General features: G+C 44.0%; 22 protein-coding genes and 1 tRNA gene. 4 read left to right on the top strand and 19 right to left on the bottom strand.

The window, feature by feature from the left end:
* Positions 1-242 precede the first annotated feature (242 nt).
* On the top strand, positions 243-1,673 hold the full coding sequence (locus BAU14_RS08445; protein WP_161899647.1) for an amino acid ABC transporter substrate-binding protein/permease: 1,431 nt from the start codon (positions 243-245) through the stop codon (positions 1,671-1,673).
* A 3-nt stretch (positions 1,674-1,676) separates the two neighbouring features.
* On the top strand, positions 1,677-2,414 hold the full coding sequence (locus tag BAU14_RS08440; protein ID WP_161899646.1) for an amino acid ABC transporter ATP-binding protein: 738 nt from the start codon (positions 1,677-1,679) through the stop codon (positions 2,412-2,414).
* A 61-nt stretch (positions 2,415-2,475) separates the two neighbouring features.
* Here BAU14_RS08440 and BAU14_RS08435 read toward each other — a convergent pair whose 3' ends face one another.
* From BAU14_RS08435 to BAU14_RS08365, 15 genes are all read right to left on the bottom strand, one after another.
* On the bottom strand, positions 2,476-3,540 hold the full coding sequence (locus tag BAU14_RS08435) for an iron-containing alcohol dehydrogenase (protein WP_161899645.1): 1,065 nt from the start codon (positions 3,538-3,540) through the stop codon (positions 2,476-2,478).
* An 80-nt stretch (positions 3,541-3,620) separates the two neighbouring features.
* Positions 3,621-4,784, bottom strand: coding sequence for a molecular chaperone DnaJ (gene dnaJ, locus BAU14_RS08430; protein WP_161899644.1), 1,164 nt, complete (start codon positions 4,782-4,784; stop codon positions 3,621-3,623).
* Positions 4,785-5,123: 339 nt separating this feature from the next.
* Positions 5,124-6,962 (bottom strand): molecular chaperone DnaK, encoded by a 1,839-nt coding sequence (gene dnaK / locus BAU14_RS08425; RefSeq protein WP_161899643.1) that lies wholly within the window; start codon positions 6,960-6,962, stop codon positions 5,124-5,126.
* A 76-nt stretch (positions 6,963-7,038) separates the two neighbouring features.
* On the bottom strand, positions 7,039-7,587 hold the full coding sequence (gene grpE / locus BAU14_RS08420) for a nucleotide exchange factor GrpE (RefSeq protein WP_161899642.1): 549 nt from the start codon (positions 7,585-7,587) through the stop codon (positions 7,039-7,041).
* Between the two features lie 27 nt (positions 7,588-7,614).
* Positions 7,615-8,664 carry a heat-inducible transcriptional repressor HrcA gene (hrcA, locus tag BAU14_RS08415; protein WP_161899641.1) on the bottom strand — a complete coding sequence of 350 codons (1,050 nt, stop codon included), beginning with the start codon at positions 8,662-8,664 and terminating at the stop codon, positions 7,615-7,617.
* A gap of 384 nt (positions 8,665-9,048) precedes the next feature.
* Entirely contained in the window at positions 9,049-10,206 is a 1,158-nt protein-coding gene (gene hemW, locus BAU14_RS08410) for a radical SAM family heme chaperone HemW (protein ID WP_161899640.1), read from the bottom strand.
* Positions 10,207-10,380: 174 nt separating this feature from the next.
* Complete coding sequence (locus BAU14_RS08405) at positions 10,381-11,412, bottom strand: polysaccharide deacetylase family protein (protein WP_161899639.1); 1,032 nt, start codon at positions 11,410-11,412, stop codon at positions 10,381-10,383.
* A 217-nt stretch (positions 11,413-11,629) separates the two neighbouring features.
* Complete coding sequence (gene ribF, locus BAU14_RS08400; protein ID WP_161899638.1) at positions 11,630-12,589, bottom strand: riboflavin biosynthesis protein RibF; 960 nt, start codon at positions 12,587-12,589, stop codon at positions 11,630-11,632.
* Positions 12,589-13,521 carry a tRNA pseudouridine(55) synthase TruB gene (gene truB, locus BAU14_RS08395; RefSeq protein WP_161899637.1) on the bottom strand — a complete coding sequence of 311 codons (933 nt, stop codon included), beginning with the start codon at positions 13,519-13,521 and terminating at the stop codon, positions 12,589-12,591. The genes ribF and truB overlap by 1 nt, the downstream gene beginning before the upstream one ends.
* A 472-nt stretch (positions 13,522-13,993) precedes the next feature.
* Complete coding sequence (locus BAU14_RS08390; protein WP_161899636.1) at positions 13,994-15,124, bottom strand: sodium ion-translocating decarboxylase subunit beta; 1,131 nt, start codon at positions 15,122-15,124, stop codon at positions 13,994-13,996.
* Complete coding sequence (locus BAU14_RS08385; protein WP_161899635.1) at positions 15,117-15,254, bottom strand: OadG family protein; 138 nt, start codon at positions 15,252-15,254, stop codon at positions 15,117-15,119. Before BAU14_RS08385 ends, BAU14_RS08390 begins: the two co-directional genes overlap by 8 nt.
* 54 nt (positions 15,255-15,308) lie before the next feature.
* A complete protein-coding gene (locus BAU14_RS08380) occupies positions 15,309-18,710 on the bottom strand; it encodes an FtsX-like permease family protein (protein WP_161899634.1) in 3,402 nt (1,133 codons plus the stop codon).
* Between the two features lie 12 nt (positions 18,711-18,722).
* Positions 18,723-19,424, bottom strand: a complete 702-nt coding sequence (locus BAU14_RS08375; protein WP_161899633.1) for an ABC transporter ATP-binding protein — start codon at positions 19,422-19,424, stop codon at positions 18,723-18,725.
* 333 nt (positions 19,425-19,757) lie between these two features.
* Positions 19,758-20,906, bottom strand: a complete 1,149-nt coding sequence (nagA, locus tag BAU14_RS08370; RefSeq protein ID WP_161899632.1) for an N-acetylglucosamine-6-phosphate deacetylase — start codon at positions 20,904-20,906, stop codon at positions 19,758-19,760.
* A 137-nt stretch (positions 20,907-21,043) separates the two neighbouring features.
* On the bottom strand, positions 21,044-21,877 hold the full coding sequence (locus tag BAU14_RS08365) for a helix-turn-helix domain-containing protein (protein WP_161899631.1): 834 nt from the start codon (positions 21,875-21,877) through the stop codon (positions 21,044-21,046).
* Positions 21,878-22,430: 553 nt separating this feature from the next.
* Between BAU14_RS08365 and BAU14_RS08360 the strand changes: the two genes are divergently transcribed.
* Positions 22,431-22,610, top strand: a complete 180-nt coding sequence (locus BAU14_RS08360) for a DUF2187 domain-containing protein (protein ID WP_161899630.1) — start codon at positions 22,431-22,433, stop codon at positions 22,608-22,610.
* A 93-nt stretch (positions 22,611-22,703) separates the two neighbouring features.
* Here BAU14_RS08360 and BAU14_RS08355 read toward each other — a convergent pair whose 3' ends face one another.
* Together BAU14_RS08355 and BAU14_RS08350 are read right to left on the bottom strand one after the other, a co-directional pair.
* Positions 22,704-23,918: a pyridoxal phosphate-dependent aminotransferase gene (locus BAU14_RS08355; RefSeq protein ID WP_161899629.1), complete on the bottom strand. Its 1,215-nt coding sequence runs from the start codon at positions 23,916-23,918 to the stop codon at positions 22,704-22,706.
* 267 nt (positions 23,919-24,185) lie between these two features.
* Positions 24,186-24,269, bottom strand: a tRNA-Leu gene (locus BAU14_RS08350).
* 175 nt (positions 24,270-24,444) lie between these two features.
* Between BAU14_RS08350 and BAU14_RS08345 the strand changes: the two genes are divergently transcribed.
* Positions 24,445-24,636, top strand: a complete 192-nt coding sequence (locus tag BAU14_RS08345; RefSeq protein WP_161899628.1) for a hypothetical protein — start codon at positions 24,445-24,447, stop codon at positions 24,634-24,636.
* A gap of 108 nt (positions 24,637-24,744) precedes the next feature.
* Here the strand turns inward: BAU14_RS08345 and BAU14_RS08340 are convergent, their stop codons facing one another.
* Together BAU14_RS08340 and BAU14_RS08335 are read right to left on the bottom strand one after the other, a co-directional pair.
* The gene (locus BAU14_RS08340; RefSeq protein ID WP_161899627.1) at positions 24,745-24,930 is read right to left on the bottom strand and encodes a hypothetical protein; all 186 of its coding nucleotides are present in this window, start codon (positions 24,928-24,930) and stop codon (positions 24,745-24,747) included.
* 49 nt (positions 24,931-24,979) lie between these two features.
* A complete protein-coding gene (locus BAU14_RS08335; protein ID WP_161899626.1) occupies positions 24,980-25,789 on the bottom strand; it encodes a hypothetical protein in 810 nt (269 codons plus the stop codon).
* Positions 25,790-25,834 lie beyond the last annotated feature (45 nt).

Below are 25,834 nucleotides of genomic sequence, written 5' to 3'. Positions count from 1 at the left end.
AAGTGACACTTGCAAGCTTAGTGTCATGTTTTGTTACACGAACAGTGAGGATTCCTCGTTTTTCTTTCCTTTTTTAGGATCAGACCTTGCACAAAACCTGTCACAGAATTTATAATACTCATTAGATTCTTTTTCTTGGGACAGTTTTTTTACGTTATACTTTCAGTGATATCCGTGAAAAAACGTTGCTATAGCACGCACCAGGGAGAAAGCATCGCAAATTAAACTACGGAGGTTGTGTTATGAAACCAAAGAAAGCTTTTCTGACAACATTGCTATTCTTGTCAGGAATCCTGACATTCGGTTGGGGGTCACTTTCAGTCCAGGCGGAAGAAACTTATCAGATCGGCACGGACCTCACCTTCCCACCTTTTGAATTTCAAAACGAAGACAATGAATACGTCGGAATTGACGTCGACTTATTGAAAGCCATTGCTGCAGATCAGGGATTCGAAGTGAACCTGCGCCCTTTAGGCTTTGACAGTTCTATCCAGGGCGTCCAATCCGGCCAGTTGGATGGAATGATTGCCGGCATGAGCATCACCGAAGAGCGCAAGAACAACTTTGATTTCTCGGATTCTTATTTTGACAGTGGGATTCAGATGGCAGTTGCAAGTAAAGACGATACCATCAAGACTTATGAGGATTTACAAGGCAAGACAGTAGCTGCCAAAGTCGGAACTGAAAGCGCAACGTTCTTACAGGACAATCAAGAAAAATATGGCTATACCGTCAAAAACTACGACGCTGCCGATGCGTTGTATAACGCTTTGACCAGTAATAAAGTGCAAGCAATCTTCGATGATTACCCGGTTTTGGGCTACGCCATCAGCAATGGCCAACCCCTCAAATTAGTGGGTGATCCTCAAAAAGGAAATGCCTATGGATTTGCCGTCAAAAAAGGTACCCATCAGGAGCTGCTGAAAAAGTTTAATGCTGGTTTAGCAAAAATGAAATCCGACGGCACGTATCAAAAAATTGTCGATAAATACATTGCTTCTGGCTCGACTAGCTCGACTGAGAAAAAAGCAGACGAATCTACTTTTTTCGGATTATTGCAAAATAATTGGCAAGCGCTCTTAAAAGGATTGGGTAAAACTATCGCATTGGCGCTGATTTCCTTTGCTTTAGCAACTATCTTAGGAATCATTTTTGGTCTGTTCAGCGTTTCGCCAGTCAAAGCTCTGCGAACCTTCACCGGACTCTATGTCGATTTGATCCGAGGTATTCCTATGATGGTATTGGCAATTTTCATCTTCTTCGGACTCCCCTTCAACATCCCTGATTTCACTGCCGGAGTCATCACTTTGACATTGAATGCCAGTGCCTATATCGCTGAATTGGTACGAGGCGGAATCAACGCGGTGCCTAAAGGACAGATGGAAGCTTCCCGCAGTTTGGGTCTTTCTTACACTCGTACCATGCAGAAGATCATCTTGCCTCAAGCTGTCAAAATTATGATCCCCTCCTTCGTCAATCAATTTGTCATCACACTGAAGGACACTACAATAATTTCTGTCATCGGGGTCGCAGAATTGCTGCAAACAGGTAAAATCATTGTCGCCCGTACTTCTCAAAGTACCTATACGTATTTAATCATCGCTTTGATTTATCTGGTGGTCATTACTAGTTTGACCCGCCTGGCCAGACAATTGGAAAAGAAAGGAGCCTGAGTTATGACTGAAAAAATCGCAGTGAAACACCTTGTAAAAAAATATGGCAGCAACACGGTTTTAAATGACATCTCCATCGATATTCAAGAAGGTGAAGTCGTCTGTATTATCGGCCCATCCGGTTCCGGTAAAAGTACTTTTCTGCGTTGTTTGAATCGGCTGGAAGAGCCCAGCAGCGGCCAAATTATTATTGACGGTGCGGATTTGATGAACAAACAGACCAACATCAATCAAGTTCGTCAGCACATTGGTATGGTCTTCCAACATTTCAATTTGTTTCCCCATTTGACAGTTCTTGAAAATATCACACTGGCTCCGACTGATCTCAACAAAATGAGTAAAGAAAAAGCTGAACAAAAGGCTCTCTCACTACTGGAAACTGTTGGCTTGGCAGATAAGCAGGATGCAAAGCCCGGCAGCCTCTCCGGTGGTCAAAAACAACGGGTGGCTATCGCCCGTGCCTTAGCAATGAATCCGGATATTATGCTCTTTGACGAACCTACTTCGGCACTGGATCCTGAGATGGTAGGAGATGTTTTAAATGTCATGAAAAAACTGGCTCATAAAGGCATGACCATGGTGATTGTTACCCATGAAATGGGGTTTGCCAAGGAAGTGGCCGACCGAGTTCTCTTTTGCGATGGTGGTGTCTTTTTAGAAGACGGGACTCCAGATGAAGTCTTTAATAACCCTACCAATCCTCGTACACAAGACTTCTTGGACAAGGTCTTAAACATCTAAATTTCTTTCACGATAGTTAGACAACAAAAGAGCTTGCAACCGAATTAGGCTGCAAGCTCTTTTATTGTATTGTCTCGAATGCTGTCACTAATTCCGTTGCTCCGACTCTAACTGGAATGTGATTTCCAGCTTGTGCTGTTGCCAGGATAGCCGGTATCAGTTTTTCTGCTACTGGGATTTCTGATAAACGCAGGCCGATTTCATCACAAGTAACCGGCATCCCAATCGTTTTCAACAACTCTCGATAACTGTCAAACTCATCTACACTACCTTCAGCCGCTAACTGAAGCAGTAACCCCACCGAGACGATCTCGCCATGCGCAGCCTTGACGCCATAACGAACATCTCCCATTATGACGTTATGAAAACCATGGGCAAGGCTCAGTCCACCGTTTTCAAAGCCGAGACCGCTCAACAATATGTTCGCTTCAACGACTGCTTCAAAAGCTGGGGTCAACAAACCCTGCTTGTGATCTGCCAACGCTTGCTGTGCACTCTCTAAAAGAACAGTTCGACATTTTTCAGCAATTGCCAATGATGCTAGTGTCGGTTTATCACCAGTCGTATTGTTGCCACCATCCTTAAAGACAGCTCGCGCCTCAATATAAGTTGACAACCCATCAGCGATGCCTTGTGCCAGCATCTTTTTAGGTGCTGCCAAAATCACCTTCGTGTCCACTAGCAGAATTTCGGGATTAGTCGGGTAATAGTCATATCTTTGAAAAATCCCCTTGTCATCATAAATTACTGAAATTCGAGAAGTCGGCGCGTCCATAGAAGCGGCGGTTGGCAATACTGCGATGGGTAGAGCTGCTTCGTATGCTAAGGACTTGGCCAAATCAATCCCTCGACCACCACCCAGTCCGATAACAAAACATCCTTCTTTTTGATAGTTCAGCGCTCGTTTTCTTGCTTTTTCTGCATCCAAGCTATCCACCAGATAGAAGTCACTTTGTATGCCGTTTGCTGCAAGATCGCCAGCCAATGTGTCGCCAAAGTGCGCTTTGACAAAGCCGTCCGTCACAATGATTCCATAATTTCCTAAACGTCGAAGTTGTCCTAGTTGAGTTTTGAAGACATCTGGCCCTTGAATATAAGTTTGCGGACTAGAAAACCTGCGTATCACATCATCGCCTCCTTTATTTTATTCAAGAATAGCAAAAAAAGACGCCCGACCCAAGAAAAATTTGGGTGGCCGTCTACTTTTTATTTCTTCTTACCGCTAAATGCATCCTTCATTTTGTCAAAAAAACCTTCTGCATGCTGCTCGTCAATCTTGCTGCCGGAAACCTCAGCAAACTGCCGTAACGCTGCTTTTTGTTCTTCACTCAAGTTTTTCGGTGTGATTAACTTCACTTTGACCTGCTGATCCCCGTTACCGGTTCCCCGCAATTTCGGAGCACCCTTGCCTCGTAAGCGGAAATTGGTACCTGTTTGAGTACCCGCCGGAATCTTCAGCTTCACATCTCCATGAACAGTGGGTACATTGACCTCGTCTCCCAAAGCCGCCTGCACAAAGTTCAACGGCAGCTCGTAATAAATCTCGGCACCGTCACGATCGAAGATATCACTTTCTTCCACCCGGAATACCACATACAAATCGCCATAAGGGCCGCCGTTCATACCAGCTTCCCCTTGACCGGAAAGACGCATCTGCTGACCTTCTTCTACACCAGCAGGTACAGTTACTTTGACTTCATGGGCCCGTTTTTCATGGCCAGTCCCGTGACAAGTTTCGCAAGGATCCTTGATTTCTTTCCCTGTCCCATGGCAGACATCACAGGTTTGCCGGCTCATGACGCGTCCAAGAGGAGTTTGTCGTTCAACATTGATCTGACCGGAACCGCCACACTTAGAGCAAGTCACTGGCTGGGTTCCAGGTTTGGCACCGTTCCCGCCACAAGTATGACACGTCTCTTCCCGATTGTATTTCACGGTTTTTTCAACGCCGAAAATCGCCTCTTCAAACTTTAGATTGACGGAATACTGTAAATCCGCTCCCTGACGAGGAGCATTTGGATTCGCCGTACGACCGCTCCCACCAAAGAAGGACTCAAAAATATCTTCGAAACCACCGAATCCCCCACCAGAAAAGCCGCCGAAATCGCCGTATCCACCGCCGTAACCGCCACCACCATAGTTAGGGTCTGTCCCGGCGTGGCCGTACTGATCATAGGCTGCCCGCTTTTGAGGATCGCTGAGGATCTCATATGCTTCTGAAATTTCTTTAAATTTTGTTTCAGCGTCCGCTTCCTTGTTGATATCTGGATGGTATTGTTTGGAAAGCTTGCGGTATGCTTTTTTTATTTCATCATCCGTTGCCCCTTTTGCGACTCCCAGGACTTCGTAATAATCTCGTTTCTCTGCCATTGGCTTTCCTCCTGCTTCTTTATCAGCTTGCGACAGTCAGCATACAAACTAATCTGCTCACTTTCGTTACATCTGGCACCTTGACGAAAAGACAGCCAGGTATTGCCACAAAAACTGACCACTGCTTTGTTTCTGCACTCGTGTATTCTAACATATTCGACTCGTAAGCTGAACCCGTTTTGCAAAGTTTTAATGCTTCCTGTCATCTGATTTCTCCCGCAAAAAAGCCAAAGTTTCAAAAACTTTGGCTTTCTGGCTTTCGGCAAAAGCCGTATGAAAATGTTCATCAAACACAATAACTGCTACTCATTAAAGACTAGCTTGGGACCGGTTTGCTGCTTACTTGTCGTCGCCGTCAACTTCTTCAAAGTCGGCATCAACCACATCATCTGCGCCACCTTGTGCTTGTTGGGCAGCTTCAGGATTTTCTTGCGCTTGTTGTTGCGCCGCTTGTTCATAAAGTTTCACGGTCAGATTTTGTACAATTTCATTCAAGGCATCCCGTTTGGTCTTCATTTCTTCCAAGTTGTTGGCTTCAACAGCAGCTTTCAATTCGTCACGGGCATCTTCAGCCTTTTTGACTTCATCGGCATCCACTTTGCCTTCCAACTCTTTCAATGTTTTGTCAACTGAGAAGAGCAGGGCATCTACATCGTTACGCAAATCTGCTTCTTCTTTGCGTTGCTTATCAGCTTCCGCATTGGATTCTGCATCTTTGACCATCCGTTCGATTTCTTCATCTGATAAACCTGAAGAAGATTTGATGGTAATCTTTTGTTCTTTTTGAGTACCCAAATCTTTGGCAGAAACATTCACGATCCCGTTTTTGTCGATATCAAATGTAACTTCGATTTGTGGGATACCACGAGGTGCTGGTGGAATATCCGTCAGTTGGAAGCGTCCCAACGTCTTGTTGTCAGCTGCCATTGGACGTTCCCCTTGCAACACATGAATATCTACGGCTGGTTGGCTATCAGCGGCGGTTGAGAATACTTGTGATTTAGAAGTTGGAATTGTCGTATTGCGGTCAATCAATTTAGTGAAGACACCACCCATTGTTTCAATACCCAATGACAACGGCGTAACATCCAACAGTACCACGTCTTTAACATCACCAGTGATTACGCCACCTTGGATGGCAGCACCCATTGCAACAACTTCGTCAGGGTTCACAGATTTATTTGGTTCTTTGCCAGTTTCTTTACGCACTGCATCCACCACTGCTGGGATACGAGTCGAACCACCCACCAGGATAACTTCGTCGATTTCAGATTGTGACAAGCCGGCATCTTTCAGCGCTTGCCGTACAGGAACTTTCGTACGTTCAACTAAGTCGGCGGTGATTTCATCAAATTTGGCACGAGTCAATGTCATTTCCAAATGCAATGGTCCTGCTTCACCAGCTGTAATAAATGGCAGGCTAATTTGAGTTGATGTTACACCGGACAAATCTTTTTTCGCTTTTTCCGCTGCATCTTTTAACCGTTGCAAGGCCATTTTGTCTTGTGACAAGTCAATGCCGTTTTCTTTTTTGAATTCTGCAACCATGTAATCAATGATCTTGTTGTCAAAGTCATCCCCACCAAGGTGGTTATCACCAGCAGTAGACAAGACATCAAAGACCCCATCACCCAATTCCAGGATGGAAACGTCGAAGGTACCGCCACCAAGGTCGAATACTAAGATTTTTTCATCTCTGTCGGTTTTGTCCATCCCGTATGCCAACGCTGCGGCAGTAGGTTCATTGACGATACGTTCAACTTCCAAACCGGCAATTTTACCAGCATCTTTGGTTGCTTGACGTTGGGCATCGTTGAAGTAAGCAGGTACTGTGATAACCGCTTTTTCAACTTTTTCACCGAGGTAATCTTCTGCAAAACCTTTCAGGTATTGCAAGATCATAGCAGAAATTTCTTGTGGTGTGTAAGACTTGCCTTCCACTTCAACTTTGTAGCCTGCTTCACCCATGTGACGTTTAATCGAAGCGACTGTATTCGGGTTCGTTACAGCTTGACGTTTAGCAACTTCCCCCACTTGAATTTCACCATTTTTGAAAGAAACCACAGATGGTGTTGTCCGGTTGCCTTCTGGATTGGCGATAATTTTAGCTTCGCTGCCTTCCAAAACAGCAACTGCTGAGTTTGTTGTACCTAAGTCGATACCGATGATTTTGCTCATAGTAATAATCTCCTTTGTAAATAAAGTTTAATTTTGAAAAGTAATCAGATTACTTGGATCTGCTTTTTCTAGTTCCTCACTGAGCGACGATGACCATCGCTGGGCGCAATACGCGATCATGGAGTTTGTACCCTTTTTGGAAAACCTCTACTATTGTATCAGCAGGAGTTTCTTCTGATGCAGGCACGATTTGTACCCCGTGATGGATATTAGGATCATAAGGGGTTCCCTTTTCAGCAGGTACTTCTTCGATTCCTTCTTCTTTCAGCCCGTTCAGCAGGCTTTCAAGTACCATTTCTACTCCTTTTTTCAATCCGGCACCTTGGTCATCTGAGACCTCAGTCATCAGCGCCCGTTCCAAATTATCAATTGAAGGGAGGAGTTTTTTGGCTAAGTCTTGAGAACGATACTTTTGTAACGTTTCTCGCTCCAGACGATTCCGTTTTGTCATATTGGCGATTTCCGCTTGCGCTCGCAAGTATTGATCTTCTAATGCCTCTTTTTCAGCCGTCACTTTAGCCAGTTCTGACTGTTCTTCTACAGCTTCGTCATTTTCAGTTTCAGCTGTCTCTAACTCTTTTAGTTCAGCGACTTCTTCGTTAAACTCTTGCTCTTTTTCTGACACGTCGTTACTTCCCTTCTTAAGTCTTCGTCAGCTCCAGTCAGGGTCACCCTCTAAGGAACGGTAATAATCTCCTAGTTTTGAAGCCAGCTCATGACGAAATGCGTCGATCAAGCCAAACATTCGGGAATATTGCATGCTGGTTGGTCCCAACAAAGCAATCGTTCCTTGACCATGTCCGTCGATCTCATAAGACGCTTGAATCAAGCTCATGTTTTGAAACAATTGATTGCCCAGCTCGTTGCCGATACGGATCTGAATGCCTTGACTTTCTGGCAGTAACAGCTGGTTTAGCTCTTCCGGATCTTTCATCAATGTATACATCAATTTGAATTGCGTAACATCATTGGATCCTTCAAAATCCAGCAGATTCATCCGCCCGCCAACAAATACCTTTTCTTCGAAAGCTTGACCCAACATCGTATCAAACAAGGTCAAAATTCCTTCCGTCGTCTGAAAGTATTTGTGGAGGATCATTGGAATTTCGGTCCGCAGACGATGATAAACGGTGATTAGTGATTCTCCCACCAGTTTGTCATTGATAATCCGAACCATCTTCTCCAAATCTTCTCCAGAGACAGAGACTGGTATCGTGAAGACTTGGCTCTCAACGTTTCCTTTGTCCGTCACAATGATGGCAATCACCTGACGGTTGTTAAGAGGCACGATTCGAAAACCGGTCAACTTACGCTCTTTGACATCCGGACCCAGCGACAAGGCCGTGTAACTGGTCAGCTGCGAGAGAATGTCCGCAGACTGTTGAATGATTTCATCGATTTCATGAAACTCACCGCCAAATGATCGGCGGATTGTCTGCATCTCCCGTTTCTCAACGCGTCCAGGTTTCAGCAGGTGGTCCACATAAAACCGATACCCTTCAATAGAAGGAACCCGTCCCGATGAAGAATGCGTTTTTTGCAAAAGGCCCTGTTCCTCCAGAGCTTTCATCTCATTGCGGATTGTCGCAGAACTGGCTTCGATGCCCTCTTCCATCAGTTTTTTCGAACCTACCGGCTGGCCGGTCTGTGTGTAATGCTGGATGATGAGACGTAGAATATCTTGTTGCCTGTTTGTCAACATTTCTATCACCTCTCGTTAGCACTCATCTCTTTTAAGTGCTAACACGATTATAAATATACCATATCTGACACAGAAGTCAAGAAAGACAACTCAAAAATTAGCACTCTGGATGCCCGAGTGCTAATCCCTAAACAACCTAAAATACCTTGTAATAGCAACCTTTTTCTGCGATTCAGATTTTGGTTCCACTGGTAATTCAAGAAGAATTCATATTTTTTTACCGGAAAAATCCTATCTGTCCTGTTGTCGCTTTCCAAATTTAAAGCCCACTTTCACGACCCGCAACTAACGTGCAATTCTTCCCCAACACGTCTACAACCGACACAGCCTTTAAAAGGCTAAAAAAGACCGGGCCATCATCAGCTCGGTCTTTTTGAACTACCTCTATTCATCTATCAGAAAACGTTCGAAAATGTCATTTCCAATCAAAAGTCCCGTCTCGGTCAAGCGGATGCGGTCGCCAGTTACTTCCAATAAACCAGCTTGTTGTTCTTCAGCCAAAACCTTTCCGTAAACCTCTTGAATGGAACGCTGAAATTTTTCAGCAAAGCGGCTGGCAGAGACCCCTTCTTTGAGTCGCAACCCTAAAAACATTTCTTCTTCCATCTGACTTTTTACAGTGAGGGTTTCTTTGTCATATACCGGCAACTTGTTTTCTCTAAGGGGACTCAAATAGTGCTGAATTGGCCCAAAATTTTTGTACCGTGTATCCCCTACATAACCACTAGCACCCGCTCCAAAACCAAAATAGTGCTCATTGTGCCAGTAGACTTTGTTATGCTCAGATTCTTTGCCAGCCAATGCAAAATTACTGATTTCGTATTGCTTGCGACCAGCCTTTTCCATCGCCAAAATCGTTTCTTCGAACATTTGGCTTTCTTCTTCTTGATCTGGCAGTGTCAACCGCCCTTGCCTTACCCAATTCATGAACATCGTCTTGTTTTCCAGAATCAGCGAATATAGTGAATAATGGGGTAGATCCAGCTCAATTGCCCGCTGCAGTGTCTCTCTAAAGCCTGCTAAGGTCTGACCCGGAAGCGCATAGATCAAATCAATGGAGACATTGCGAAAATCAGCTTTTTCCAAAAAGGCCATTGTTTCATAAACATCCGCTGAGGTATGGCGGCGACCAATTTTTTTCAGCAGCCGATCATCAAAGGTTTGGACTCCCATTGAGAGGCGGTTAACCTGATAATTTTGCATTACCGCAAGCTTATCAGCAGTCAAGTCCCCGGGATTTGCTTCAACTGTAAATTCTGTCACAGTCTCCATCGGAAAACGCTCGACAATTCCCGACAACAGCCGTTCCAGTTGTTTTGCAGTCAATGATGTAGGTGTGCCTCCACCAACATAAAGAGTTGGTGCACTTTTGACCGGCGTCTTTTCCAGTTGCAGTGTCATTTCCCGCAATAGCATTTCGATATATTCATCCACTGGCTGACCTTCCAAAAAAACTTTGTTGAAGTCGCAGTAGTAACAGATATGTTCACAAAAAGGGATGTGGATGTAAGCTGAGATATCCTGCCCTGTGTCATGGCTCATTTAATGTTCCTCGCAGTCCAAAAGATTTGCAGTTCAGTCTAGCATTATCTCAGACAAATAGCAATCTGCCGGCAGCTCATCAAACCTATCTAAAAACTTCCTGAATTTTACAGGCAGTGCATTGTTTTAGGAAATGAATCCGATCTTTTTGATAAAGACACATGTGACAATTCTTCATTCCAAGATACCAAATTTAAATCCTTTGTCTCGATAAAATTGAATGATTCGCGGTAACGCTGCAACAGTTACCTGCTTATCTGCAGCATCATGCATCAGCACTACTCGCAATTTGACATCCGGATATTCCGTAATTGATTTTTCCTGGTAGGCAACCATTTCGTCTGCCGTTTTAGGTCGGGTGCTCGCCGGTTCTGCATCCCCACTCATTGCATTCCAATCCACCCAGTGCAGCCCTTGAGCAGCCAGCGCATCATCAGCTTGCACCATATTATGCCAAGACATATGTCCTCCAGGATAGCGCCATGAAGTTGTTTGAAAATCTTGTCCCAGCTGTTTTTTCAACGCTGCTTGTGTATCTTCGGCTTCTTTTGCGATGCGGGAAGAATCTGCTGTCCTGCCAGGATACAACTTATCATAGTCATGATCAAAGCTGTGGATACCAATACTGTTGCCTTCTGAAATTTGCCGCTCAAGAATATCCTTCGTCTTGTCACCAATTGTATTGCCAACAACAAAGAAAGTAGCGTGGACTTGCTCTTTTTTCAAAACATCCAGAATTTGTGGCGTAACTTCATGATTGACTCCATCATCAAAGGTTAAAAAACAAAGGCGTTGACCGTCGTTGACTGCTCGTCCATCGACAACATCTTGAACCCATTTAGGATCATAAGCATAGTCTTTTGCAGCCTCGTTATGGTTTTTTCCTTTAGCCACGCGTAATTTTTTCGAATCTTTTGTTGCTGCCTCAACATCTTCATCATTGTCATTTGTTTTTGACGTTGTGGTTTCGGAGGCAGCTGTTTTTTCTTCTTGATCCTTGGTGGTATCAGAGGATGGCGCTTGTTCTTTTTTTACTTGGGCATTTCCTGTCTGATTTGCAGACAATTTGCCACGATTTGCTTGAAAAACGCCATATAATGCGACTGCGGCCAGCAATAAAACTACTGTGCCGATCAGAACTGGCGCTGCTTTTTGAAATAAATTCTGCTTTTTTCCATGTCTGCCATTGCGTTTGTTTTCCGACATCCCGACTCCCCACTTTCATGTAACTCAAGTATCTTGAACCTACCACTCGGGTTAGACTCGGGTCAACCGATAACAGCCGAAAATCACCTCAATATCCCCCAAAATCGGCTAACAGTTTTGCAAGGTCTTAAAAAAGCCCGCCTTTAGCCTGTTTGGTAGAAACTGATGGCAGCCAAAAAACCGAGGTGCATTAGCACACTCGGTTTTTGGTCTAAGCTTATTCTATTTCTTCAATCGGATTTTCGATAAAGTAACGACGAGTCGCTGCTTCATCTTCTTGTAGTTGGTCGATCAGTCCTTGGGCGCCGTCGAATTTAACTTGCCCGCGGATCAGGTGCAGCCAACTCACGCTGACCTGTTCGCCATAAATATCTTGATTGAAGTCCAGAACATAGATCTCCATCGTCAATTGACGACCTTCACCGAACGTATCGTTATGGCCAATCGAGCCCATTGCTGGATAGCGTTTCCCAGCGATAGTCATTTCACAGACATAGACACCTTCCATGGGCAATCGGGCGTAATGACTAAATTTGATATTGGCAGTGGGATAACCCAGTGTTCGTCCGCGAGCTTCCCCATGAACGACAACCCCATCGATACTGTAAGGATAACCCAATAAGTGGTTAACTTCTTCCATCCCACCGACTTCCAACAAGTCCCGAATCCGAGAAGAGCTGATCTTATCGCCTTCCTCAGTTTCTTTAGCGACCGTGATTACATCAAAGCGCCCCTTGGCATAGCCTGGCAAATGGGCCACATCAGCGATATCTTTGGGTCCATAAGTATAGTCAAACCCAGAGACTGCCGCTTGTGCGTGTAACCCCACGATGTATTGATCGACAAAATCTTGAGGTGGCAAATGGGCAAAGTCAGAAGTAAACTCAATTTCATACAAGTAATCGACGCCCAGCCATGCCATCAGTCGTTCTTTTTGCGACAGGCTGGTGAGATATTTCAAGTCTTCTTTTCCCATCTTTTTGAAAACAACAGAAGGATGGTGGTTAAACGTCATCACGGCTAATTTCACACCTAGTTCGTCTGCTTTTTTCTTCCCAGCTTGAATGACCTTTTGATGTCCTCGGTGAACACCGTCAAAAAAGCCTAGAACCAAAACGACTTTCTCCTTGGGAATTTCACTTTGATCATATGGGTGTCGGATTTTGATGATTTCCATTAGTTGTTCTCCATCTCCGTTCGCAATACTTTCAAGGGTTTTAACCCCTCTTTTTCTTTGGGATTTTTTTCATAAATGCTGACCGCAGTCTCTTTGTAAAACACTGCGATTGGTCCTGCAGGCATTTCCGGCAGTTGCAGTTCAGTGATGGTCAGTCGGCTACCGTTTTTAACTCGCTGCCACAGAGACTCATCAATGTCCACTCGCAGCATATCCTTCAGTGCATATTCCAAAGGCAGTAAAATTTCTGCCAGCTCCCCACGCTCAACTGCCTGGGCAACTTCTTCTAAAGTAACTGCACGGCTCTGATCAAAGCCCCCACTGGCAAGTCGTGTGAGATCTGTCATACAGGCCGCAACACCTAGCTTAGCCCCGGTATCCACTGCTAACGTTCTGACATAAGTCCCTTTGCCACATTCGACACGAAAACGCCACGACTGAGTCTGTCTTTCCTGATCATAAACGGGCTCACTGATTCGTTCAAAGGCGGCGATATTTGCCTTGCGCTGCGGTCTTTCCACACTCTCGCCGGCACGGGCATATTCGTAGAGTCGGCGACCATTTACTTTGACTGCAGAGTACATCGGCGGAATCTGAGTGATTTCTCCCAGAAAACCTGCCATCACCTCATCAATTGCTTCCACAGAAAAAGGTTCCTTAATCGGCGTCTCGTCAATCACTTGTCCATAACGATCTTCGGTATCCGTCGCATAGCCCAATGTGATCTCCCCTTCGTAGATTTTGCCACTGTCTTGCAAAAATTCAATCACTTTGGTCCCTTTTCCAACACAGATGGGCAACACACCATCCACTTCCGGATCAAGGGTCCCTCCGTGTCCGATTTTTTTCATATGTAATATTTTACGCAACTTAAAGACACAGTCATGACTGGTCATGCCCCGCTCTTTCCACAAAGCCAAGATACCGTCCATCGGTAGCACCTTCCTTTCAACCTTGCTATTATAACAGAAAAATTCAAAAATAAACCGGCTTTCCTTTCTATTAAACCTGGATATTTAACTTTTTTTGAAAACTCTCCCCAAATCCTTTTCTGCAAAACTGAAAAGGGTCTGTGACAATAGTTGAATCACCGTCCTACAAAGCGAACAATACCAAACGTGAGCCCTCAAAAGCCGACGATCTTCCATTAACACCATTGGAAGATCGTCGGCTTTTCATCGCTAAAAATTTCAAAGGCTGACTAACCTTGATTTCATTAAGGGAAGTCAGCCTAATTCACTTTTTCTTGACACGTATAGTCATGTTCTTTCTTCGGACTAAGACATAAAGAGGGTCACAAATTTTTCCCATCTGTATACTTTTTATTAATTGTGGTTAAACATCCGCTGTTTAGCAACTGGAAATTACTTATTCACATTCCCTTTATTACTTATCCAGCGACCGTTACTGGAAATAGGCCAACAGCGTTCCAGCTGCGATTGCCGATCCGATAATCCCGGCAACGTTGGGACCCATGGCATGCATTAAGAGATAATTGGAAGGATCATTTTTGAGTCCTTCTTTATGCACGACTCGCGCTGCCATTGGAACTGCCGAGACCCCCGCGGCACCAATCATCGGGTTGATTTGTCCTTTGGTAAGTTTACACATGAGTTTGCCAAACAATACGCCGGTTGCCGTTCCAATCGCAAAGGCGGCTAACCCTAAGAAAATAATCTTCAATGAGGTGACAGAAAGAAAAATGTCCGCTTCTGCTTTTGCCCCAACTGTCAACCCCAAAATAATCGTAATGATATACATCATTGCATTTTGCAGCGTTTCGGTAATCTTAGGAACCACTTGCGATTCTCGCACCAGATTGCCTAACATCAGACAACCAATCAATGTCGTGGCGGCAGGAACCACCAATGCCACAAAAATCGTAGTAAAGATAGGGAATAAAATTCGCTCCTTTTTAGTCACGGTCCGTTGCATGGTCATTTTGATCTTCCGCTCTTCAGCAGTCGTCAAGGCATTGATAATCGGTGGTTGAATAATCGGTACCAATGCCATGTAGGAATAAGCCGCAATGGCGATGACACTCAGTAAATGAGGAGCCAGCCGAGTCGTCAAATAAATAGCAGTTGGCCCATCTGCACCACCGATAATTCCAACTGCAGCAGCTTCCAATCCAGTCATTCCCAAGGCAATAGCACCAAAGAATGCAGCAAAAATTCCAAACTGGGCCGCCGCCCCCAATAACAGTGTCTTGGGGTTGGCGATTAGCGGCCCAAAGTCCGTTGATGCTCCTAAACAGAGGAAGATCAACGGTGGATAGATTCCCAGATTGGTTCCTTGATACAAGTAATACAACAAGCCACCAGGTTCTACATCTGTGGGCCCAGCAAAAATCCCGGTAAAAGGCAGGTTCACCAGTAAGATTCCAAATGAAATTGGCAAAAGCAGGTAAGGTTCATATTCTTTGAAAATCGCTAAATACATAAAAATCAGTGCGATGGCAATCATTACCAGATGGCGCCAAGTCAATCCGGCAAATCCAGAAGTCTCCACCATGTTTCGCAAGATATCACCCATCTGAAGTCCCCCCGCCCGTTACCAATTTATGAATCAATTCCAGCGCTCCCCACAGCGCCATTAGTACCAGAAAGACGATACCCATCGAGACAATCGTGACCATTCCGGCTTCTAGCAGATCCATCTTCATCTTTTCTCACTCCTTCTTTGCTTTTTAAATGTTTTGCCATTTTTACGCAAAACATTATTCATTTGACTTCAACGCTTCAATCATATCCACCTTTTTCAGTTTGAAATACACTACAATACCGACTACTAAGGTAAAGAACAGCGTGATTAAGGTCGCATAGAGGTAGCTCAACGGATGAACATCCGGAGAAAACATCAGCATATCAAGTTCTACTGTCTGCAACACATACCGATGTTCGAAAAAGCCTAATACAAGTCCTGCCACGATCCCCAAGACTGTTAAAATGATATTTTCCCGGTAGATGTACATCGTCAGCTCGTTATTATAAAATCCTAAAACCTTAATCGTGGACAATTCTCTAATTCGCTCAGAAATATTGATGTTATTCAAGTTATACAATACGATCAATGCCAGAAGACCTGCAGAAATAATTAAAACCCAGACTACGATTGTCAACACGCCCACCGTATCGTCCAATGCATCAGAAGAATCCGATAAGAAGGTCACATTTACAACTTTTGGATTGGCCATCAGTTGGTTAGCAATCGCCGTTTGCTGCTTACTTGCATGTGGGTGGTCAAACAATAGAAGCTCACTGTTATATTGTGGTTCCTCGTGAAAGATTTCTTTGAAGTATTCTGGTGTCACATAAGCAAAATGTCCGACATAATTCTCAACCACAGCGGAAACTTTTAATGAATATTCTTTACCTTCAGAAGACTTCAGCTGAAGCTTATCTCCCACTTCAATGGCAAAAAGAGCGGCTAATTTTTCATCAATGATGGCGCCATTGTCTGTTAATTGATACTTTTCACCGGTTTTGCGATCGTTGAAAAGCAGGAAACTACCGGCATCCTCAGGCTTTTGTGGTACATAAACTGAAACATCTTGAGGATTTTGGCCTTCGCCAGATAAAGTCAGTGTTTGAGCAGAGATTGGCAATGCCTCTTTGAACCCATCCAATTTTTTTAATGCCTCTTCATAGTGTTGTGTCTGTTCATCTGTGCTGTGGTCATTAAAGGTAACCACTCCCTGATACTGCCAGAGCTTCTCAAACTGAAGCGGCACCATATCCCCTATGGAATCTCGCAGACCAAAACCAGTCACGATCATAGAGGTGCAACCGGCAATTCCAAAAATCGTCATCAACATCCGCGATTTATAGCGAAATAGATTACGAACCGTTACTTTTTGAATAAAGCTCATGCGCTGCCAGACCGGTGTGAGCCTTTCCAGCCAAACGCGACGCCCTGCTTTAGGGGCTTTTGGTCTTAAAAGAGCTGCAGCGGAACTGCGCAGATCCAACCGCAACGTCAAAAGCGCAATACCAACCGTACAAATGAGCGCTACAACAGTTGCAACAATGGTATACGACAAATACCAGGGAGTAGTGAATTCTTTCATATTGTATAGCTGGCCATAAGCATTCACGATAATTGTTGGAAACAGGTAAAAGCCTAGTGCCAAACCGGCGAGGGTTCCTAATAGTCCGGCTGTCAGTGAATACAAAATGAACTTTTGTGCGATTTCCGTATTTTTATAACCCAGCGCTTTGAAGGTGCCGATTTCGCTGCGCTTTTCTTCAATCATTCGAGTCATCGTCGTCAAACTGACCAATGCAGCAATCAAAAAGAAAATCACCGGAAAAACTGTAGCTAGACTGGAGATTCGATTGGCATTTTGTTTGTATTCCGTATACCCGGGATTGGTATCCCGATCAGAATAGAGATAATCCGCCGGTTTCATTTCCGCAAGCTGGCGGGTTTGATTTTTCAACTGCAGCTGAGCATCCAACAATTTGGGCATATTTTCAGAGGTTTGCTCTTGATAGTGAGCAACATTTTTCTGGTATTCTGCCTCGCCGTTAGCCAACTCCTGTTTGGCTTCTGCCAACTGCTCTTCACCGGCGGCTTGTTGTTCTTGCAGAGTCTGACGTTGCTGTGCTAACTCTTCCCGGCCAGCTTGCAGCTGTTTGTCCGCTTCTTGCAACTGCTCTTCCACTTGCTTTAGCTGCTGTCCTTTTTCTGCCAGCACTTCGGGATTTAGTTTTGCTGCTTCTTCGGCGTATTCCGCTGCTTCTTTTTGCCATTTTTCTGCTTCGGCAGCGGTGGTCTTCGTGTATTCTCCAACCACGGTTTCAAAAGTTGATAGATCTGCTGCCTTACCGGAATGGCTCACTTTTGCCAATGCTGCTTGCAGCGCAGCATTATCAGGAAGTGAATTGACAATTTCTGTCCAAGCCCTCTGTTTAGCGGCGATGGTTTTTTCCATCTGGCTAGCGGCAACCTTTTTGGTAGTCACAATGTCTGCCAGCAAACTTTGCAACTGTTTCAATTCTTGCTGCAACTGCTCGGCGCCTTCTGTAACTTTGTCGATGTCACCTTGCTTTTCGAAAAACGCTTGTGACTGTTCATTGGCTTGATCCAGCGCTTGCCACTGTTTGGTCAGCTCCTCTTGTTGGCTCTTCAGCTGACTCTGCTGTTGCTCCAATTGTGTCTGGGCCAAATCCAGTTGTTCTTGTCCCAGGGCAAGCGCCTCTTGCAGCGTTTGCTCTTTTTCTGTTAGTTGCGTCTTGCTATCATCCAACTGTTTGCGAACTGCTTCAAGCTTTTCTGCACCGGTATCTAGCGCCTTTTCGCCTTCATCAATCTGCTTTTTGACATCCGTTAATTTTTCCTCAGCGGTTGCCTTCACTTCTTCTAACCGAGCTTGGGGACGCTGTTTCAGTGTTTGTTTCAAGCTTTTGATTCCGTCATCCACGGCTGTTTGATAATCTTCTGAATACGCAGTTGCCGCCACAGCCTTTTTGAATGACACTAAGATCCTACTGTAGGTTTCGAGGTCAAGATCCGCACTTTGAACTACCGCAAAATAGTCAATAGTCCCACTCCCCACAGTCGTATTGCCCCGGTTCAGATTTTCAATAAATTCCGGCGAATTCACGAACCCGACAACTTTCAGCTGGTGCTCTTTCAACTGATTTGGCAAATCGTCTGCCTTTTCAATTGTTAGCGTATCACCAATCTGATAATCTCCTTGTAATTGGGCTACCTGATCCAACGCTACTTCGCCAGCTTTTTCAGGGAGACGACCGGCGACGATTTTGTACTGATTCAACGAATCCTTGGCTTCATAACCAAAAAAGCGAATCACTTTGTTCAGCTTCGTCATGTTCAAATCCAGCGTATACTGTGGCTGAGCCTGTTCAACCTGTGGATTTGCTTCTAAAAGTTGTTGATCAGTGTCCGTCAAACCCAGCGTCGAAATGACCGAAACATCTGCCAACTGCTGCCTTTGATAATAGTCGTTTGCTGCATTAATCATATCCGGTCCGGTTGCTCCGATTCCAACAAAAAAGGCGACACCTAAAAAGATGATCCCTAAAATTGATAGAAAACGAGTCGGAGAGTTGCGAACCTCTCTTATAGCAGTCTTTAATAAGGCACGTTTCTTCATTTTAGCCAACACCTACCATTCAATCGCCGAGATGGGCGTCGGATTTGGGTTTTCTTCAATACTGCGGACCTTTGCATCATTGATACGGATGACACGATCTGCCATGGGAGCAATTGCCGAATTATGAGTAATGATCACTACGGTCGTTCCCATCCGACGCGAGGCATCCTCTAATAGTTGCAAGATTTGTTTTCCTGTCTCGTAGTCCAAGGCACCGGTGGGTTCGTCACACAACAGCAGTTTTGGCTTTTTCGCCAAAGCTCTGGCAATCGTCACCCGTTGTTGCTCTCCACCGGAAAGTTGCGCAGGAAAATTATCCATTCGTTTTCCCAGGCCAACTTTCAGCAAGGTGTCTTCGGCATTTTCAGCATCCGCTACGATTTGAGCCGCCAGTTCGACATTTTCTTTTGCTGTTAAGTTTGGCACCAGATTATAAAATTGAAAGACAAATCCCACATCATTGCGCCGGTATTCAGTCAATTGTCGATCATTGAAATGGGAAATATCCGTGCCGTCAACCGCGACTGTTCCAGAATCACAGGTATCCATTCCCCCTAGAATATTCAAGACAGTGGATTTTCCTGCACCGCTGGGACCTAAGATTACAGCGATTTCCCCTTTCTCGATGCCAAAGCTCACTCGATCATTGGCGACGATAACTGTATCTCCCATATGATATTTTTTTACTTCGTCAATCACTTCGATATAACTCATTCAAATACCCTCTAATCTGTTTATTCTCTTACTTATAAGTGTAACATACCCTTTTATGATAGCGCTAACCTAAACTCCTCCATCGTTATTTAATGCACCTTATTCAAGAAGCTTGCAATTTTTGATACAGCTCGCTTAAGAAAATAACTAAATCAGTTCTTACTTTCAGCGAGGAATCTGTCATGCACCAAATTTCTTAATGGATTCCTTCACAAACTCTTTTGTATCGAGTCGTCAAATTTCTTTTTTCGCTAGTAATACCAGCCTTCAAAAGAAGACAATATAAAAAGCCTTCCGACAGCGCGTCGAAAGGCTTGCTTTCAATTGTAAATTTTATGCTTCGTAACGTTTTTCACCGTCTAAATAAGTTTCAGTCAATGTCATATCAGGAGCCAAGACGATGAAATCTGCATCACGGCCTTTAGCGATACTCCCACAACGGTGGTCAATCTTACAGCTAACTGCGGGTACCCAAGTAGCCATCATCACTGCTTGTTCTGGCGTTGCAATCCCCCAGTCAACAACGTTTTTCACAGCTTCTTTCAAACGCAGAATTGAACCTGCCAGATTGCCTTCTTTCAGACGAGCGGTCCCGTCTTTAACAACAACAGGGAATTCACCAAGAATGTAGTCTCCATCTGGCATACCACCAGCCATCATACAGTCAGTAATCAATGCGACATGGTCGTGGCCAGCTTTTTCCATCAGAACTTCTGCAGCTTGTGGATGTACATGGTGCCCATCACAAATCAGTTCACTGAAAACGTGTTGCAATGTTAATAACGCCCCAACCATTCCCGGTTCCCGATGGTTCAACCCCCGCATACCATTGTAGGCGTGAACAAATACACTTGCCCCGGCTTCGACAGCTTCAGTTGCTTCTTCCAGCGTCCCATTACTGTGACCCAATGCCACAACGACGCCTTCATCTGTCACACTTTTGACAAATTCTTTGACACCATTTCGTTCTGGAGCCAAAGCAATTTTCTTGATGATACCACCAGAAGCTTCTTGCCATTCATGGAAAGTAGCCAAATCCGGATCGCTGAAATAAGAAGGGTTTTGAGCGCCTTTGTGTTCTTCAGTGAAGAACGGGCCTTCAAAATAAATTCCTTGAATCTTAGCACCTGTTACGTCGTTTTGAACCGTACCAATAGTAGCTGCAACATCTTTCAAACGTTCTTTTGTTGAAGTCAATGTAGTCGGCAAAAATGATGTAACACCACATTCTAACAATCCTTCAGACATGACTTTCAAACCGTCTGCATCGTTATCCATCACATCGTGGTTTTTATACCCGTGAATATGGGTATCTACTAGTCCTGGTGCGATCCAGTAACCGGATTTATCAATTACTTCGCTCGTTGCTTCTGGTAATTCCTTAAAATAGTCACCGAATTTTCCGTCTACCAATTCCAAATAGCCGGCTCCGCGAGTATCAGAATTCATAAAAAATTTGTCTGCATACACAAAACGTCTCATGAGTAAACCGCTCCTTTATAAAAAATCTGTTGGGATAACCGGCAGAAAATATTTCCTCTAACCGGTCCGTCCTTCTTTCTTAAAGGTACTCCTAATTTTTTTTTAAGTCAAGAAAGGTCTACACCACTTTTGAAATTTTAAATGCTTCTGATATAATGCACATCCCCAGAAGCCTCAAAGTATTTTTTTGCTTCTCCGTCATTTCCCAGCTTTTCATAGATCAACCCTGCTAGTAAAAAAAGTTCATCTAAATAATAGTAGCTTTTCTGTTTTCGAGCAACCTCGATCCCCTCTTTGGCAATTTTCAACCCTTGTGAGTACTCCCCTTGATTATGTAAAAAATGGGCATAGTTATAAAAAACTTTGGCCGCCATATTGGACATTCGTTCCGGCGGAAGCTCATAAAAAAGCTGCAAACTATAGGCTAGATTTTCTCTGGCCGTCTGTTCTTGACCAAGTTCCTCATATACCCGCCCGATGCAGCTGATCAGTTGAATTTCAGTGGCAGACACGTTGGCTTTTTCTAGGCGAAAAGTATAAGCCAGTCCTTGTTTGAGATCCTCTAGCGCTAGTTCGTGATCTTGGTCTTTAAAAAAGCGGCAACTCCCCAGATAGTAATAGTAAAGTTGTAGATCCGTATCCAAATACAGATGATTTAAGAGATTGGGCTTTTCCAACAAGTGCTGCAGCTTGTCATAATCCTTATGAAAAAAGCAATATGCCATTTGTTCCAAGAGTTCATGGAGGTGCTGGACTTCTGTTGAATGCATCGACATCACTTGATCGATAGTCACACCCATTCGCTGGCACAATTGCGCCATGACCAACACATTCGGAATTTCACCGTCATTTTCTATTCGACTCAAAACACTTTGTGAGCAAATATTTTGTGACAACATTTTCTGGGTCATTTTCCGTTGTTTACGGATTGTTTTAATCACTTCACCGAAAGATAATTTTTCCTTTTCCACAGTTACGCCGCCTCCCCCAAAAATATGTAAAAATTACATGTTTCCTTTGTTCATTTTATCACATAGTAATGTGCTTTTGATAGTCATTATTAAGTAGAACGACTATTAGAAATTTTTCAATCAACCTGTACCACATAAGAGCGTAGAGTCCTCGTTTTTATGAAGGTCCCTTCGCTTAGCCTTTTTGTCGAGGGAGTGATAGTTTCTGTTTTTAAAACTTCCCCCTGCTCATACAACTTTTCAAGACAGGATGTTTTACTTCTGCTTACAAGCCCAGTATACTATTGCACTGCATTTGTAACCACTTACACATTTGTAATATCCTCGCTTTTAAGTATCATCAACGCGAGAATACTTATTTTCCAAGGAAAATCCGGGATTTGACTAGTCGCACCACTTTAACTCCTTTTTAATAGTTCCAATACAAAACGATCAGATTCACTTATGTGTATTCGCATTTGCTCTTTTACGACTTTTCACACATACTATCGAAAAGTTCTTCATTTTATCGAGGGATTTTAAGTAGAGACTTGTATGTTTATGGGGGGTTTGTATGGAAGCAAAAGAGAACGTTATTTTTAAATGGCATGAACAAACATTTAAAGGACAGGTGGAACGAGAATATCAAAATGCTTTTCTAATCAATGTTATTGAACCTTACGACAAAGAAATTGCCGAGAAGTTCGCCAACCGCGTCGTCGTGAGCAAAAAAGCTTGTCGAAACATTGACTGATACCTATCGAAAAAATCAAAAAAACCGCTTTTTCTGATCCTCGCTGCTCTACAGCTACAAGATCAAGAAAAAACGGTTTTTTCAATCTAGTCCTTATTGACGATAATCTGCCAAAAACGCCCGCATGCTTTGGGCTGTCTCTTTTAAATCATCCAACTTCGGCAGATAAACAATTCGAAAATGGTCCGGTTGCTGCCAGTTGAAGCCGCCCCCATGAACCAATAAAATATGGTGTTCATGTAAGAAGTCAAGAACAAATTGTTCATCGTTTGTTATATTGAATCGCTTGATATCCAATTTGGGAAAAATATAAAAGGCGGCTTTCGGTTTAACCGCAGAAAGACCCGGAATATCATTGATCGCATTGTAAATATATTCCCGCTGCTCATAAATCCTGCCTCCAGGCAACAGCAACTCATCAACACTTTGATAGCCACCCAAGGCAGTCTGAATGATCTGTTGCGACAAAACATTCGAACACAGGCGCATGGAAGACAACATGTTCAGCCCTTCAATATAGTCCTTGGCACCAGATTTATCACCGGAAAGCACCATCCAGCCCACCCGAAACCCTGCGACACGATGGGATTTTGATAAACCGTTTAACGTAACGACCATGCGATCCGGTGCTAAGGTAGCGATTGGGATATGCACCAGCCCATCCATCACTAAGCGGTCGTAGATTTCATCAGAAAAAATCAAAAGATCGTGTTCGCGGGCGACATCCACGATTGCTTCCAAAATTTCTTTTGGATACAGAGCCCCGGTAGGATTGTTGGGATTGATCACAACGATAGCTTTCGTTTTGGCGGTTATTTTGCTGCGAATATCCTCGATGTCAGGGTACCATTCACTCTGCTCATCACAGATATAATGTACTGGTTTTCCTCCTGCTAATGACACAGAAGCCGTCCACAGCGGATAATCTGGTGTCGGCACTAAAACCTCATCACCATTGTTGCAAAGCCCTTGCATACACATCGTGATCAATTCGCTGACGCCGTTACCTGTATAAATATCATTGATTCCAACATTTGGAAAGCCTTTCAGCTGACAATACTGTTGGATTGCCTTGCGAGCGGCAAAGATTCCTTTTGACTCAGAATAGCCTTCTGATTCTCGAACATTCATGATCAAATCTCGTACAATCTCGTTTGGTGCTTCAAATCCAAAGGGTGCCGGATTTCCGGTATTCAGTTTCAGAATGCTGATTCCGGCTTCCTGCATCCGTTCGGCCTCTTCCAAAACCGGTCCACGAACATCATAGCTGACACCATCCAGCTTAGTTGACTTTTCAAAATGCTTCATCTGAAATCCCCCTTAACAGTTATGTTTTACTTTTAAATCTGATGCTGTCTTACTAAGTTTTCTATCAAGAAAAATCCCTCGATACGTCGATTGCTGTCTTCGAATTCACTAAGCACAATAATAGCGGTTGCTGATATCTTCCCGCTAATCGTAGCTTATACCAACTTTAATCGAGCTGTCGCAAAATTGCAACAAGCATTTCCAATTGTTCTTCTTGTCGACAAAAAACGACTTTGCTCTAATGGCAAAGTCGTTATCTGATCATTATGCGGAAGATGGGACTCGAACCCACACGAGCTTGCGCCCACAAGATCCTTAGTCTTGCTTGTCTGCCAATTCCAACACTTCCGCAACACTGTCCCTGTTATCTCAGCGACTTCATAATCTTACCAATGGCGGCAGTCTTTGTCAAGGATAACTGTCAAAAAGCCCACTACTTTCTCTTAACGAGCCAGACTACTACTAAGAAACAGATGTGTTACACTATAGACAAAAGTCATAAGATGGTGAAAAGGAGGATTGTCCCTTGGATAAAAAACAATTTGACGGAGAGTTCAACTTCATCGGTATCTTAGCCGGAGTGGGAATCGGCTTGATTTGTGAGAATTTGCTTTATGGTCTGATGACAGGCATCATTCTTGGGATTGCTTTGGATTGGCTTGCAAATATCATCCTTTTATGGCTGGACCAAAGAAATGACAAAAATCAAAACTCTTGAAGAACCCTTTGATCAAAAAGAAAATGAAATAGCAGCCAATTAAAAAAGAAAAAACAGACAAGTGCTTTCCCATAGTTTGAACTGTGGGCGCACCTGTCTGTTTTTTTCTTACAAGACGGTTGGATCGAAACGATACGTCACCGCGCCATCGTGGTGAGCCTCACCAACAAAATACTTGCGGTCTTCTCTTTTCAACCATGCTTCTCGAAACAGCATAAACTGCTCATGGGAAACTTCAATTTGATCGATTTCACCGGATTTCAGTTTATCCAACTGCGTTTCGTAGGATTCCATAACATTTCCCTGCCTTTTTCAAGATTCCACTTTCGAGATAGCCATCTTCTCAGCGATCTTTTCTCGAAAAATAACCGTTCTTATCGGAATTGTCGGCTTCTTCAATCATTCCCGAAAGACTACGATCCAATACACTGCGTCGTCGTTCATCACTTGACACAGTTTCTTGCTTGCTATCAGCTGAAGTGTTTTTCGTATTTACAACTTCTTCAGCAGGAAACTTACTGACAGAAGGAGCATCTTCTTTTTTTTCCTGGTAAGCAGCTACTTCGGTATCAAAAGTCAAAAAGTTTTCCTTAGGCTTCTCCATTGAAGCGAGCAATTCCGCTTTAGAGACTTCCCCTTCTTTTTTCTCAGGAATCACTGAAGCCGGGATATACTTCGGTACAAAGTAGGAGCGCCCAGAATATTGCCGCTTCAAAGAACCATCTGCTCCACTGCGTTCCGCCCTGGTCGTGGGATTTCGTAGCGAAGACGTACGAGGCTCTTTGCCAAAAAGCGAGGTGCGGCCTACTGCATCGACCTCTACTGGCGCTTTCCGACTATAATCCGGCAAATTGTCACGGTGCTTTTTCAGCTCTTTTTTCTGATTAATCGTCAGTCCACGTTTATCCATCGTTTCTCGTCGCGAACGCCGCAATGTACGATCTGGTGCTTCGGAGCGTTTTGAAAACGCACTTTCCCGTTTGCGTTCAACTGGGTCTGGTTGACGATCGAAGTCTTTTTCATCCGTGATCAGCCAGCTCCGATCGTTAGCAAAGAGATTGCGCTTTTCCTCTCGCTGGATCTTGACTCCCTCGTCATCATTATAGGCAGGAAAGCGGTAGTGCTTCCGTCTGATATCTGAATAGTTGCTCATGCTCGTCATCCTTTGTTTCTGATTTCCCTCATTCTATCACAAAAC

This window comes from Candidatus Enterococcus leclercqii, assembly GCF_009933135.1.
Lineage (GTDB): Bacteria > Bacillota > Bacilli > Lactobacillales > Enterococcaceae > Enterococcus_C > Enterococcus_C leclercqii.
Note: the sequence above shows the minus strand (reverse complement) of the source record. Positions and strands in the feature narration are given on the sequence as shown.